The organism is Cupriavidus sp. 10L43_2 (assembly GCF_056395265.1).
On record NZ_JBFTJE010000015.1, the window covers coordinates 147,012 to 159,769 of the forward strand.

A 12,758-nucleotide genomic window follows, 5' to 3' on the forward strand; every position below is an offset into this window, starting at 1 on the left:
AGAAAAAGCCCCGCTTCCGCGGGGCCCTTCCCTCTCCGATGTTTCACGTGAAACATCGCAGTACCGCTTTCAAAGCTTCCCGCGGATATACGTGGCGATGCTCGCCGACAGTAGTCCCAGATCCCGCTGGAGGGTTACGAAACCCGCATTGGGTACCTTGGTCGCCTCATCCATATAGAGCGGGCGGCGGATCTCGATCTGGAGGCTGTTGCGGCGCTCGGCGGGGCGGCCGATTTGGGCGATGAGCTGCACACCCTTGTACGGGTCGTTGCGGGCTACGGTGTAGCCCATCTTCCGCAGTTCCCGCTCCACGAGGTTGACGAGGCCGGGCTCGCATGTGGTGCCGTCCCGGTCGCCCAGTACGAAGTCCGCCAGCGGGTGCGGGCTCTGGATCTTGAGCCGCTCGTAGGCGTTGTTCGGCATCGAGTGCAGGTTCAGGTGCCACACCGCGCCGAAGCGGCTGTAAGCGGCCTCCACCGCCGACGACAGCACCGCGTGGTACGGCCGGTAATAGCGGTCGATCCGTGTCTGCACTTCCGCTACGGACAGCTTGCGGTCATAGATCGGGGTATTCGCATCCAGCCTGCGCCAGACCAGCCCGTAGCCGAGGCGCGTCTTCTCGCCCGGGGCCAGCGTGGTCGGCCAGGGGCCGTCGAGCAGGTCCGGGTCGAGGTCGTCGAGCATCCGGTTCGGGTCGATATAGACGCGGGGGAAAGTGGCCGCGACCAGCGTCCCGCCGACCTCGGGCACGGCTTCCCACAGCGTGTCGATGTGGGTGTCCTCCCCACCTCGCAGCCGCGCCAGCGGCACCACCGCGCGGAAGTCGTCCGGATAGAACACGCCGCTGTGCGGAGAATCGCAAACCAGCGGCAGCGGATCACCCTGGGGGCCGGCCAGCGAGAACGGGCCAATCGGGGCGTCGCCCTGTACAGCATCGAAGGTCGTCATCGCTCAGTCCAGCTTGATGTTGGCAGCCTTGGCCACGCGGGCATAGCGGGCCATGGCCTGCTGGATCTGCGCCTTAAACTGGTCAGGCGTGGTCGGGACCAGCGTACCGCCGGACTCCTCGACCTTGCGCTTAAACTCGGGGTTCTGCATCGCCTTGTGGATGGCGGCGTTGAGCTTGTCGACGATGGCCGGCGGCGTGCCGGCCGGTGCGACGATGCCGAACCAGCCGCCATCGCCCATGTCCTTGAAGCCGAGCTCGTTATAGGTCGGCACATTCGGCAACTGCGACGAGCGTGCCGCGCCCAGCACCGCCAGCGCGCGCAGGCGGCCCGATTTCACGTGGGGCAGCGTGGACGACAGGTTGTCGGTGATCGCATTGACCTGCCCTGCCACGGCGTCATTGAGCGCAAGCCCGGCGCCCTTGTACGGCACGTGCAGCAGGTCGATCTTGGCCAGCATCATGAAGTTCTCGATGTTGACGTGCCCCAGCGAGCCCGCACCGGGCGACGCGAACGTGTACTTGCCCGGGTTGGCCTTGGCCAGCGCGATGAACTCCTGCATCGTCTTGGCCGGCACGCTCGGGTGGACGGCGAACACACTCGGGATGGCAATCACGTTGGTGACCGGCGCAAAGTCCTTGATCGGGTCATAGCCGAGCTTCGGGTAGACGGCCGGGTTCGAGCCGTGCGTGCTCACAGTGGCCATGCCGATCGTGTAGCCGTCCGGCGCCGAGCGCGCCACCTGCTCCATGCCGATGGAGCCGCCCGCCCCACCCTTGTTGTCCACGACGATGGTCTGGCCCAGCTCCCGGCCGGCGAATTCGGCCACCAGGCGTGCCGACAGATCGGTGGAACCGCCCGCCGCGAACGGCACGACAAGCCGGATCGGCTTGTTCGGATAGCTGCCTTGCGCGATGGCGTGGCCGCTGACGGTGGCGCCCAGCGTGGCGGCCATGGCGATGCCGGTCAGCAGGAACTGGCGTCGCGGGGAACGGGCTCGGGTCATGGGATCAAACTCCTCTTTATCGTTCTCGATGGGGATACCGAGCGTCGAGTGTCGGGAGTTTACCGGTCGCGCACAAACGACTATATTGCACGGTTGCATTACCAAAGCTCATCCTAACCAAGCGCCCCCGCGCCCTGCCCCATGCGGCTCCGTTCCCCGTCGATGTCCGAGTTGCACGCGTTCGCCACGGCGGCGCGGCTGGGCAGTTTCACGCGCGCGGCGGAGACGCTCTGCGTGACCCAGGGCGCCATCAGCCGGGCCATCGCGCGCCTGGAAGAACACTTCGGCCAGCCGCTGGTCCATCGCAACGCACATCGGCTGACGCTCACCGAGGCGGGACGAATCTATCTTGAGGCCGTGGCTGGCCCACTGGCCGCCATCGAAGCCGCCAGCGCGGCGATGCTGCAACGGGATCAGGCCCGGCAGCACCACCTCACGCTGTCAGCCGTCCCCACGCTGGCGAGCGTCTGGCTCGTGCCGCGCCTGCCCGACTTTCACCGCCGACACCCCGACATCCGGCTCGACTTCGTGCCCTATCGCCGCAACGAGGATCTCTCCGGGCCGTCGCCCGATGCGGCGCTGCTCGCCGGCGTGGCCGACAAGTGGCCGGGTCTGCAAGTCGACTATGTGATTGGCCGCGAGATGGTGCCGATCTGCCACCCCGCACGGGCCCACGCACGGCGCGCGGCGGGAAGTTGGCAGCACCCCGCCGATCTGCTCCAGGAACCGCTGCTGTTCCACACCACGGCGCCCGCCAATTGGCAGCACTGGCTCGAAGCAGCGGGCGTACCCAGTGCTGCGCCCCGACTGGCCACCGGCTTCGATCAGGTGTCGATCCTCGTCCAGGCAGTGAAGGCGGACATGGGCGTGGCGGTGCTCCAGCGCTGCCTGGTGCGCGACGAAATCGCCGCCGGCGCAGTGGTCGCACCTTTCGATCTGCCGATCCGGCTGCAGCGTGGATACTTCCTCTGCGCCCCGAAGGAGCGGCGCGACCATGTGGCGCTGGATTGCTTCCGCGCATGGCTGTTGGAGGTGGCGAAGGAGGATGAATTGGATAGATGAGATTTCCTAAGCCAAGGGAAAAAACATCCATCCCGCACATCTACTCCAGCCTGATATTCCCTGCACAAATAAAAAAGCCGGCTCAACGCCGGCTTTCATTCATCCAGGTAACCAACCGTACCTACTTCGTACGCTAGGCCGCCTTCTTCGCCAGCCCCAGGTACGTTTCGATCACCTTCGGATTGCTAGCCAACTCGGAAGCCGGCCCTTCCATCGCCATGTCGCCGGTCTCGATCACATAGGCATAGTCGGCCACCTGCAACGCGGCGCGCGCGTTCTGCTCGATCAGCAGYGTCGCTACGCCGGTCTCGCGCAGGTTGTGGATGATGTGGAAGATCTCCTTGACGATCAGCGGCGCCAGCCCAAGGCTGGGCTCGTCGAGCATCAGCAGTTGCGGCTTGGCCATCAGCGCGCGGCCCACCGCCAGCATCTGGCGCTCGCCGCCTGACAGCGTGCCGGCGTCCTGCTTCGCCCGCTCTTTCAGCCGGGGAAACAGCCCGTAGACCACCTCCATCTGATCGAGGTAATTGCGCTCGCCGGCCTTCTTGCGACGGAACGCGCCCAGTTGCAGGTTGTCCTCCACCGTCATCGACGCGAACAACTCGCGCTTCTCCGGCACCAGGCACATGCCGCGCGCGACGCGCCCCTCCACCGGAATGCCCGCCATGTCATGGCCGAGGTAGCGCACCGCGCCGTTCGACGATCCACTCACCGGCAGCGCGCCCATGATCGCGTTGAGCATCGTGGACTTGCCCGCGCCATTCGGACCGATCACGGTCACGATCTTCCCGGCCTCCACCTTCAGGCTGGCGCCATGCACCGCCTCGACCTTGCCGTAGCGAACATGCAGGTCATCGACTTCCAGAATCAGATTCATCTCATATCCTCACTCGACGCCGCCCAGATAGGCTTCCAACACAGCCGGATTCTTCTGGACCTCCTCCGGCACGCCCTCGGCGATGCGCGTCCCGAACTCCATCACCACGAGGCGATCGGTCAGGTTCATCACGAAGTCCATGTCATGCTCGACCAACAACACGCTCATGCCCTCGCCCTTCAGCTTCTTCAGCAGCTCGGCCAGCGCCTGCTTCTCCTTGTAACGCAGGCCGGCCGCTGGCTCGTCCAGCAGCAGCAGCGCCGGGTCGCAGCACAGCGCACGCGCGATCTCCAGAATGCGTTGCTGGCCCAGCGCGAGGCTGCCGGCTTCCATATACATGCAGTCGGCCAGCCCCACGCGCTCGAGCTGCCGGCGCGCTTCGAACAGCAGCTTCTGCTCCTCGGCCTGATTCATGCGGAGAATCGCCGCCGCCACGCCGCCCTGGGGGCGGAAGTCGCCGCGCAGGTGCGCGCCGATGGCTACGTTTTCGAGGACCGTCATCGTCGGCAGCAGGTGCACGTGCTGGAAGGTCCGGCCCACGCCGCGCTTGACGATCTCGCGCGACGGCAAGCCCGAAATCACCTCACCGCGGTACCGCACCTCGCCCCGCGTCAGCGGCAGCACGCCCGTGACGAGATTGAACGTGGTGGACTTGCCGGCGCCGTTCGGCCCGATCAGCCCGATAATCTCGCCGGCGCGCACCTGGAAGCTCACGTCGTTCACGGCCACCAACCCGCCGAACTGCTTGCGCGCCGCACGCACGTCGAGGATCAGCTCGCCGGCCTCGGGCTTCTGGCGCACCGGCAGCGGCTGGGCATCGTCAGGCGCCGTCACCGGTGGCCCCGACGGGAACAGCCGGCGCAAGAACGGCCAGATGCCGTCGCTCGCGTATTGCAGCAGCAGCACCATCAGCACACCGAAGACAATGATCTCGAAATTGCCCGTGGAGCCGAGCAGCTTCGGCAGCAGCCCCTGCAGCACGTCCTTGAGGATGGTCAGGATGCCCGCGCCGAGCACCGCGCCCCATACGTGGCCCACGCCGCCCACCACGGCCATGAACAGGTACTCGATGCCGTAGTTGAGCCCGAACGGCGTCGGGTTCACGGCGCGCTGGAGGTGCGCGTAGAGGAAGCCCGACACGCAGGCCAGCACCGCCGCCACGACGAAGATCACCACCTTCATCCAGGCGGTGTTCACGCCCATCGCCTCGGCCATCGTGCCGCCGCCCTTGAGCGCACGGATGGCACGGCCCGGCCGCGAGTTCAGCAGGTTCTGCATGGCCAGCACGGCGAGCAGCACCACCACCCAGATCAGATAGAACATCGAGCGCCCGGACTGCAGCGACACACCGAAGAACGACAGCACCGGCACGCCATTCAGGCCGTCGTACTTGCCCAGGAATTCAAGGTTGCCAAACAGGAAGAACAGCGAGAGCCCCCAGGCGATCGTCGCCAGCGGCAGGTAGTGGCCCGACATCCGCATGGTGATCAGCCCGATCACGTAAGCGCAGGCCATCGTGATGCCCAGCCCCACCAGCAGCCCGAACCACGGCGACAGGCCGAACTGCGTCGTCAGGTAGGCCGTGCTGTAGGCGCCCAGGCCCACGAACGCCGCCTGCCCGAACGAGGTCATGCCGCCGACGCCCGTCAGCAGCACCAGCCCGATCGCCACGATGCTATAGAGACCGATGTAGTTGCCGAGCGTGATCCAGAACTCGGGCGTCGGCAGCACAGGCAGCAAGGCCAGCACGACGACGAACAACATCGTGAGAATACGATTGCGCGTGGCGGCTGGGGTGCGCGCCTTCGTGCGAGGGTGGATGATCTCCACCGGCTTGTCGGCCACGGGCTTCTCGGTCAGCAGTGTCATGGCTTACTCCTCTTCCTCGACATGCTTGCTGGTCAGCGAGCGCCACAACAGCACCGGGATAATCAAGGTAAATACGATGACCTCCTTGAACGCGCTGGCCCAGAAGGACGAATAGGATTCGAGCAGGCCGACGAGGATCGCGCCGAGCGCGGCCACCGGATAGCTGACCAGCCCGCCGACGATGGCGCCCACGAAGCCCTTCAGGCCCACGAGGAAGCCGGACTCGTAGTACACCGTGGTCAGCGGCGCGATCAGGATGCCGCACAGCGCGCCCATCGCCGCCGCCAGCGTGAACGACAACCGCCCCGCCTGCGTGGTGCCGATGCCGACCAGCCGCGCGCCGAGCCGGTTCACGGCCGTGGCACGCAGCGCCTTGCCCTGGAGCGTGCGCTCGAAATAGAAGTACAGCGCGCCGATCAGCAGCGCCGACACGCCCACCACCCACAGGCTCTGGCCCGAGACGCTCAAGGTGCCGATGTCGAAGCGCGCATCGGAGAACGCGCTGGTACGCGAGCCCTCGGCGCCGAACATCACCAGACCCAGCCCCACGAGCGCGAAGTGGACCCCCACCGAGACGATCAGCAGCACCAGCGTGCTGGCTTCGGCCAGCGGCTGGTACGCCAGCCGGTACAGCATCGGCCCGAGCGGAATCACGATCAGCAGCGTCAGGGCGATCTGCGCGAGCATCGGCAGCGGCTGCCCGCCGTACTGCTGCACGACAAGGTGAACGGCCAGCGGAAACACGACGTACTTGCCGGCCAGCACGGCCAGCCGGCGCGGGGCGGTGCGGCGCAGTTCGGCACTGCGCAGCACGGTCACGCACTCGTAGAGGAACGTCAGCACGCCCATCGCCAGCAGCAGCCACGTGGTCTGCGGCGCGTGGCCGGCCTGCATCGCGGCGAGCGTCAGGGCGCCATACGCCACGAACTCGCCCTGGGGGATGAAGATGACGCGCGTCACCGAGAACACCAGCACCAGTGCCAGTGCCAGCAGCGCGTAGATGGCGCCGGAGGTGATGCCGTCCTGCGCCAGGATGGCCGCAATCGAGAGGTCCATTGTCTCCCCGTGTCTGGGAACGTGTCGTGGAAGGAGGTGCGGCGTTACCAGCTTGGCGGCGCCGCCCTCCTGAACAGGGTCATGCGGGCATCATCACAGGATCCGGCGGACAAAAAAAGGGCGCATGGATCGCCATGCGCCCTTTTTTGCCTCGTGACTCCGCGACTTGCTCCGTACCGCCGGTCGAATGCCGGCTTACTTCGTTTGCAGCTTCCACTTGCCATCCACGATCTGCACCATCACGCGCGCGCGCTGGTCCATGCCGAGGTGGTCGGTGGGGCTCATGGTGATGATGCCGTGCGAGACGGGCAGGTTCTTGGTCTGCTCCAGGGCGTCGCGCAGTGCCTTGCGGAATTCCTTGGTGCCGGGCTGGCCCTTCTTGAGCGCCTCCGGGATTGCGTTCTGCAGCAGCAGGCCGGCGTCCCAGGCGTGGCCGCCGAAGGTCGACACCTGGCCGCCGAAGGCCTTCTCGTAGGCGGTCTTGTAGGTCACGGCCGGCTTCTTCACCGGATTGCTGTCGGGCAGCTGCTCGGCCACCAGCAGCGGACCAGCCGGCAGGAACGTGCCCTCGCAGTCCTTGCCGCAGACGCGCAGGAAGTCGGGGTTGGCCACGCCGTGGGTCTGGTAGATCTTGCCCTTGTAGCCGCGCTCCTTGAGCGTCTTGGCCGGCAGCGCGGCCGGCGTACCCGAACCAGCGATCAGCACCGCATCGGCGTTGGCGCCCATCATCTTGAGCACCTGACCCGTCACCGAGTTGTCGGTGCGCGCAAAGCGCTCGTTGGCCACGACCTTGATCTTGCGCATCTCCGCCACCTTGGCGAATTCCTGCGCCCAGCTTTCGCCGTAGGCATCCGCGAAGCCGATGAATGCCACCGTCTTCACGTTGTTGTTCGTCATGTGCTCCGCAATGGCAGTGGCCATGTGCGAGTCGTTTTGCGGCGTCTTGAAGACCCAGGCGCGCTTGGCGTCCATCGGCTCGATGATGCGGGCCGAGGCGGCCATCGAGATCATCGGCGTCTCGCTCTCGGCGGCGATGTCGACCATCGCGAGCGAGTTCGGCGTAACCGTGGAGCCCACCACCACGTCGACCTTGTCCTCGCTGATGAGCTTGCGGGTGTTCTTGACGGCAGTGGTGGTGTCGGTGGCGTCGTCGAGCACGAAGTACTCGATCTTCTTGCCCGCGATCTCCTTGGGCAGCAGCGTGAACGTGTTCTTCTCGGGAATGCCGAGCGAAGCGGCAGGCCCGGTGGCCGATACGGTGACCCCCACCTTGACCTGGGCACTGGCCGCCCCGGCGAACAGGCTGGCGGCGGCAAGGGCCATCACGCTGGCGCGCTTGAATGTCATCTCGTCTCCTTCGGTTCCAAAAAGGAAAAAGGCATCCGCCGGCTTCCGGCCGGCGGATGCCCTCAGTTCTTGGTTTGGCCCGTTTTTCGGGCTCTATGGCCGGCGCAGCGCTGGCACCAGCGTCAATGTCGGGAACTTCGAAGACCGTCCCTTTTGATTTTCCCGTCCTGCGCGGTTTACCCCCGGATTGCGCAGTTGCATTCCCCGACCGTGCGGTCGGGAATGCGAATCGAGTCTAACACAGCGATTTCGTACGAAAAGGCGGGATTAACCCGCAGCGGCGCGGGCGCAACAGTCAGGGTCGGCCGGGAAAGCCGGCCAGTAGCGGGATTGGGGTCGATGCCGAGGTCAGCCGAGCTGCTTGGGCGTCGGCACGAGGCTGCGGTGCAGGAGCCCGTCGGCCCCGGGGGCGAAGCCGCGCGGCGCGGCTGCGGGATCGGCCAGCAAGCCGGGCGCCAGCCACACCTGCCGGATACCATGCGCGCGGCACCAGTCGGCCAGCACGTCACAGCAGGCGGCGAGGGACGCCGTCGAAGCCGCCGGATCGTCCAGATCGGCCGGCCCCCACCACTCCGCCGCCAGCGCAACGCGGCCTCCGGTGGACAAGCTGTGGATAAGTGTCACCGGTAGCAGACCATGCACCGTGTTGGGGCTCGCCTCGCCGCCCGGGTTTCCGGCATCGGCGATGGCGCCATCGATAAGACAAAGCCCCTGCGCACCCTGCGCCAGGAGTGCTTCCAGCGACAGCCTGCGGGCGCGGGCCTCGGGTACGGCAAGCGGCGCGCGGGCCATCAGCCAGGCGTCGATCAAGGCGGCGTCGGCAGGGGTGCCGACCCGCACGAGCCCTTGTGGGCGCGAGGAATGCGGGGATGGGTGATCCATGGACAGGAAGGACGGTCGGGAGATAAGCCTGGCGCGCCAGCGGGCGCTACAAATCAAAAAGGCGCTGCCAAGGATCACCTGGCAACGCCTTTTCATTGTATTGGCTGCTGCTACCCGACACCGGGTGCGCGCCTGTCGTCTCCTCGCTTCCGCCTCCATTTAACCTGCGAAAACCGTATATGCAATGTAACGAAGCGGTGCGTATGAAACAAGCTAGCAGAAACCCTAGCCCCAAAAGCGGGCATGTCGGCCTGTCATCACTCGCACTTTTGCTACTTTTTGCGACTCGTCAGCGCGATCAGCTCGCCCATGATGCCCCGGCGGAACGTCAGCACGCAGATCACGAAGATGATGCCGGTGACCATCGTCACCGACTCGCCGAGCGCGTTGAACCAGGAGATGCCGGTCAGGTGCGCCAGGAACGAACCGATGTCGCCAAGCTTGTTTTCGAGCGCCACCACCACGAAGGCGCCGACGATCGGGCCAGACAGCGTGCCCAGGCCGCCCACCAGCGTCATCAGGATCACCGAGCCGGACATCGACCAGTGCACGTCGGTCAGCGTGCCGAAGCCCAGTACCAGCGCCTTGATCGAACCCGCCAGCCCGGACAGCGCGGCCGAGATCACGAAGGCGAGCAGCTTGAAGCGATCGACATCGTATCCAAGCGAAATCGCGCGCGGCTCGTTCTCCTTGATGGCCTTGAGAATCTGGCCGAACGGCGAGTGCACGGTGCGTACGATCAGCGCGAACGCGGCGACGATGATGGCCAGCGCCACGTAGTACAGCGTGATGTCCTCGGAGAGCGAGAGCACGCCGAACAGCTTGCCGCGCGGAATGCCCTGCAGGCCATCCTCGCCGCCCGTGAACGGCGCCTGCAGGCAGATGAAGAACAGCATCTGCGCCAGCGCCAGCGTGATCATCGAGAAATAGATGCCTTGCCGTCGGATGGCCAGCGAGCCGACCACGTAGCCGATGCCGGCCCCGGTCAGCGTGCCGAGGATCAGGCCCACTTCCGGCGTCACGCCCCAGACCTTCATCGCATGGCCGGCCGCGTAGCCGGCGCCGCCGAAGAAGGCCGCGTGGCCAAACGAGAGCAGCCCGGTGAAGCCGATCAGCAGATTGAACGCGCAGGCGAACAGCGCGAAGCACATCACCTTGAGCACGAACACCGGGTAGGCGCCCGCCATCGGGGCCACGATCAGCCCCAGCAGCAGCAAGCCGTAAAGCACCTTCTTCTGCACACCCACTCCGTTCCTGACGGTTCCGGTGCTCACAGGCACCGCGGTTTGTCCGGTTTGTCCGCTCATCACTTCTCCCTCCCGAACAGGCCAGCCGGGCGCAGCAGCAGCACGATCACCATGATGAAGAACACCACGGTGGCCGATGCCTCAGGATAGAACACCTTGGTCAGGCCCTCGATCACGCCGAGGCCCAGGCCGGTGAGGATGGAACCCATGATCGACCCCATGCCGCCGATCACCACCACGGCGAACACAACGATGATCAGGTTCTGGCCCATCAGCGGCGACACCTGGATCACCGGCGCCGCCAGCACGCCCGCGAAGGCCGCCAGCGCCACGCCGAAGCCGTAGGTCAGCGTCACCATCAGCGGCACGTTGACGCCGAAGGCTTCCACCATCTTGGGGTTCTCGGTACCTGCCCGCAGGTAGGCACCGAGCTTGGTCTTTTCGATCACGAACCACGTGGCGAAGCAGACCACCAGCGAGGCGACCACGACCCAGGCGCGGTAGTTCGGCAGGATCATGAAGCCGAGGTCGGTGGCGCCCTGCAGCGCGTCGGGCGGCGAGTACGGCAGGCCGGAGACGCCGTAGATCGAGCGGAACACGCCTTCGATCACCAGCGTGATGCCCAGCGTCAGCAGCAGCCCGTAGATATGGTCGAGCTTGTAGATCCAGCGCAGCATCGACTTTTCGATGATCACGCCGAGCACGCCGACGATGATCGGCGAGAGCGCCAGCATGACCCAGTAATTGAGCCCGGCGTACTCCATGCCCGCCCAGGCCAGCAGCGCGCCGAGCATGAACAGCGCGCCGTGTGCGAAGTTGATGACGTTGAGCAGGCCGAAAATCACGGCCAGCCCGAGGCTCAGCATCGCGTAGAAAGCGCCATTGACCAGCCCCAGCAGCAACTGGGACAGCATGGCGGGTAGAGGAATTCCGAATATGTCCATTGGCGTCGAGTGCCTGAGTGTCTATCCCCTCCCCCGCCAGCGGGAGAGGGGCGCAAAACCAATGCTTACTTCTTCAACATTGCGCACTTCGACTCGGCAACCGTCGTGAAGGCCTGGTCACCCGGGATCGTTGCCACGACCTTCAGGTAGTCCCAAGGCTTCTTCGATTCCGCCGGCGCCTTCACCTGCATCAGGTACATGTCGTGGATGTTGCGGCCGTCGGCGCGGATCTGCCCCTTGTTGTAGAAGTCGTTGATCTTCATCTTCTTCAGCTCGGCCATCACCTTGTCCGGATCGTCGGTCTTGGCCGTCTCCACCGCCTTCAGGTAGGTGCTGACCGCCGAGTAGTCGGCTGCCTGCAAGCTGCTCGGCATCTTCTTCATCTTGCCGAAGTAGCGATTCGCCCACTTGCGGGTGTCGTCGTTCATGTCCCAGTACCAGCTGTCGGTCATCAGCAGGCCCTCGGTGTTCTTCAGGCCCAAGCTATGCACGTCATTGATGAACATGAGCAGACCAGCGATCTTCATATTCTTCGTGATACCGAATTCCTTGGCCGCCTTGATCGAGTTGATCGTGTCGCCACCGGCGTTGGCCAGGCCCAGGATCTGCGCCTTGGACGATTGCGCCTGGAGCAGGAACGAAGAGAAGTCCGATGCCGACAGCGGATGGCGCACGGAGCCAACCACCGTGCCGCCATTGGCCTTGACCACGGCGGCCGTGTCGGTCTCGAGCGAGTGGCCGAAGGCGTAGTCGGCGGTCAGGAAGAACCACGACTTGCCGCCCTGCTTCACCACCGCGCTGCCGGTGCCCTTGGCCAGCGCCACCGTGTCATACGCGTAGTGCACCGTGTACGGCGAGCACTCCTCGTTGGTCAGGCGGGCCGTGCCGGCGCCGTTGTTGATATAGACGCGCTTCTTCTCGGACGCCACCTTGTTCATGGCCAGCGCCGTGCCGGAGTTGGTGCCGCCCAGCAGCATGTCCAGGCCCTGCTGGTCCATCCACTCGCGCGCCTTCGAGGCGGCGATGTCGGCCTTGTTCTGGTGATCGGCGGACATCAGCTCGATCGGCTTGCCCAGCACCTTGCCGCCATGGTCCTCGATGGCCATCTTCACCGCTTCCAGGCCGCCCGGGCCGTCGATGTCGGCGTACAGGCCCGACAGGTCGGTGATATAGCCAATCTTCACGGTGTCGCCCGACACCTGCGCCGATGCCCCCGTGGACACCGCGCCCAGAACAGTCGCCGCCACAGCCACGGCCAGCCGAGTCATCTTCATGTTTTGTCTCCTGAGTTTCGGCAGCGTGCTCACGCCACCCGTTCCTGCCACCATCAATCGAGTAACCCGCACGCACGAGGGCGCGCGCGGATCAGACCCCAAGCAGTTCGTTCAGCACCGGCATCTTGGCCTGCAGTTCGGCGGCGGCGAAGCGCTCGACGATCTGCCCGTGCTCCATCACGTAGAAGCGGTCGGCCAGCGGCGCGGCGAAGCGGAAGTTCTGCTCCACCATGACCACCGTGTAGCC

Annotated in this window: 11 protein-coding genes and 1 pseudogene; 1 reads left to right on the forward strand and 11 read right to left on the reverse strand. The window is 65.5% G+C overall.

What is annotated here, in order from left to right:
* Window positions 1-69 precede the first annotated feature (69 nt).
* Window positions 70-948 carry an N-formylglutamate amidohydrolase gene (locus AC1DEL_RS20330; RefSeq protein WP_477126176.1) on the reverse strand — a complete coding sequence of 293 codons (879 nt, stop codon included), beginning with the start codon at window positions 946-948 and terminating at the stop codon, window positions 70-72.
* 3 nt (window positions 949-951) lie between these two features.
* Window positions 952-1,953 carry a Bug family tripartite tricarboxylate transporter substrate binding protein gene (locus tag AC1DEL_RS20335; RefSeq protein ID WP_092300363.1) on the reverse strand — a complete coding sequence of 334 codons (1,002 nt, stop codon included), beginning with the start codon at window positions 1,951-1,953 and terminating at the stop codon, window positions 952-954.
* Window positions 1,954-2,094: 141 nt separating this feature from the next.
* On the opposite strand from AC1DEL_RS20335, the gene AC1DEL_RS20340 reads away from it, so the two are divergent.
* Complete coding sequence (locus AC1DEL_RS20340; protein ID WP_477126177.1) at window positions 2,095-3,015, forward strand: LysR substrate-binding domain-containing protein; 921 nt, start codon at window positions 2,095-2,097, stop codon at window positions 3,013-3,015.
* A 133-nt stretch (window positions 3,016-3,148) separates the two neighbouring features.
* On the opposite strand, the gene AC1DEL_RS20345 is transcribed toward AC1DEL_RS20340, so the two are convergent.
* The 9 genes and pseudogenes from AC1DEL_RS20345 to AC1DEL_RS20385 form a co-directional block, all read right to left on the reverse strand.
* On the reverse strand, window positions 3,149-3,892 hold the full coding sequence (locus AC1DEL_RS20345; protein ID WP_092300369.1) for an ABC transporter ATP-binding protein: 744 nt from the start codon (window positions 3,890-3,892) through the stop codon (window positions 3,149-3,151).
* Window positions 3,893-3,901: 9 nt separating this feature from the next.
* Complete coding sequence (locus tag AC1DEL_RS20350) at window positions 3,902-5,761, reverse strand: branched-chain amino acid ABC transporter ATP-binding protein/permease (protein WP_477108212.1); 1,860 nt, start codon at window positions 5,759-5,761, stop codon at window positions 3,902-3,904.
* Between the two features lie 3 nt (window positions 5,762-5,764).
* The gene (locus tag AC1DEL_RS20355; protein WP_092300375.1) at window positions 5,765-6,817 is read right to left on the reverse strand and encodes a branched-chain amino acid ABC transporter permease; all 1,053 of its coding nucleotides are present in this window, start codon (window positions 6,815-6,817) and stop codon (window positions 5,765-5,767) included.
* A gap of 195 nt (window positions 6,818-7,012) precedes the next feature.
* A complete protein-coding gene (locus AC1DEL_RS20360) occupies window positions 7,013-8,164 on the reverse strand; it encodes an ABC transporter substrate-binding protein (protein ID WP_092300378.1) in 1,152 nt (383 codons plus the stop codon).
* A gap of 348 nt (window positions 8,165-8,512) precedes the next feature.
* A complete protein-coding gene (locus AC1DEL_RS20365) occupies window positions 8,513-9,124 on the reverse strand; it encodes a hypothetical protein (protein WP_255370966.1) in 612 nt (203 codons plus the stop codon).
* Between the two features lie 194 nt (window positions 9,125-9,318).
* Window positions 9,319-10,353 (reverse strand): branched-chain amino acid ABC transporter permease, encoded by a 1,035-nt coding sequence (locus AC1DEL_RS20370; RefSeq protein WP_369823531.1) that lies wholly within the window; start codon window positions 10,351-10,353, stop codon window positions 9,319-9,321.
* On the reverse strand, window positions 10,353-11,237 hold the full coding sequence (locus tag AC1DEL_RS20375; RefSeq protein WP_092300384.1) for a branched-chain amino acid ABC transporter permease: 885 nt from the start codon (window positions 11,235-11,237) through the stop codon (window positions 10,353-10,355). The genes AC1DEL_RS20370 and AC1DEL_RS20375 overlap by 1 nt, the downstream gene beginning before the upstream one ends.
* A 65-nt stretch (window positions 11,238-11,302) precedes the next feature.
* Complete coding sequence (locus tag AC1DEL_RS20380; protein WP_092300387.1) at window positions 11,303-12,511, reverse strand: ABC transporter substrate-binding protein; 1,209 nt, start codon at window positions 12,509-12,511, stop codon at window positions 11,303-11,305.
* Between the two features lie 91 nt (window positions 12,512-12,602).
* Window positions 12,603-12,758, reverse strand: a pseudogene (locus tag AC1DEL_RS20385) (ABC transporter ATP-binding protein); the annotation flags it as partial.

What these genes read in the sequence shown, in the direction of transcription:
- AC1DEL_RS20380 (WP_092300387.1), bottom strand. Translation starts at nt 12,511, where the DNA reads ATGAAGATGACTCGGCTGGCCGTGGCTGTGGCGGCGACTGTTCTGGGC.
- AC1DEL_RS20350 (WP_477108212.1), bottom strand. Translation starts at nt 5,761, where the DNA reads ATGACACTGCTGACCGAGAAGCCCGTGGCCGACAAGCCGGTGGAGATC.
- AC1DEL_RS20330 (WP_477126176.1), bottom strand. Translation starts at nt 948, where the DNA reads ATGACGACCTTCGATGCTGTACAGGGCGACGCCCCGATTGGCCCGTTC.
- AC1DEL_RS20355 (WP_092300375.1), bottom strand. Translation starts at nt 6,817, where the DNA reads ATGGACCTCTCGATTGCGGCCATCCTGGCGCAGGACGGCATCACCTCC.
- AC1DEL_RS20370 (WP_369823531.1), bottom strand. Translation starts at nt 10,353, where the DNA reads ATGAGCGGACAAACCGGACAAACCGCGGTGCCTGTGAGCACCGGAACC.
- AC1DEL_RS20375 (WP_092300384.1), bottom strand. Translation starts at nt 11,237, where the DNA reads ATGGACATATTCGGAATTCCTCTACCCGCCATGCTGTCCCAGTTGCTG.
- AC1DEL_RS20335 (WP_092300363.1), bottom strand. Translation starts at nt 1,953, where the DNA reads ATGACCCGAGCCCGTTCCCCGCGACGCCAGTTCCTGCTGACCGGCATC.
- AC1DEL_RS20340 (WP_477126177.1), top strand. Translation starts at nt 2,095, where the DNA reads ATGCGGCTCCGTTCCCCGTCGATGTCCGAGTTGCACGCGTTCGCCACG.
- AC1DEL_RS20360 (WP_092300378.1), bottom strand. Translation starts at nt 8,164, where the DNA reads ATGACATTCAAGCGCGCCAGCGTGATGGCCCTTGCCGCCGCCAGCCTG.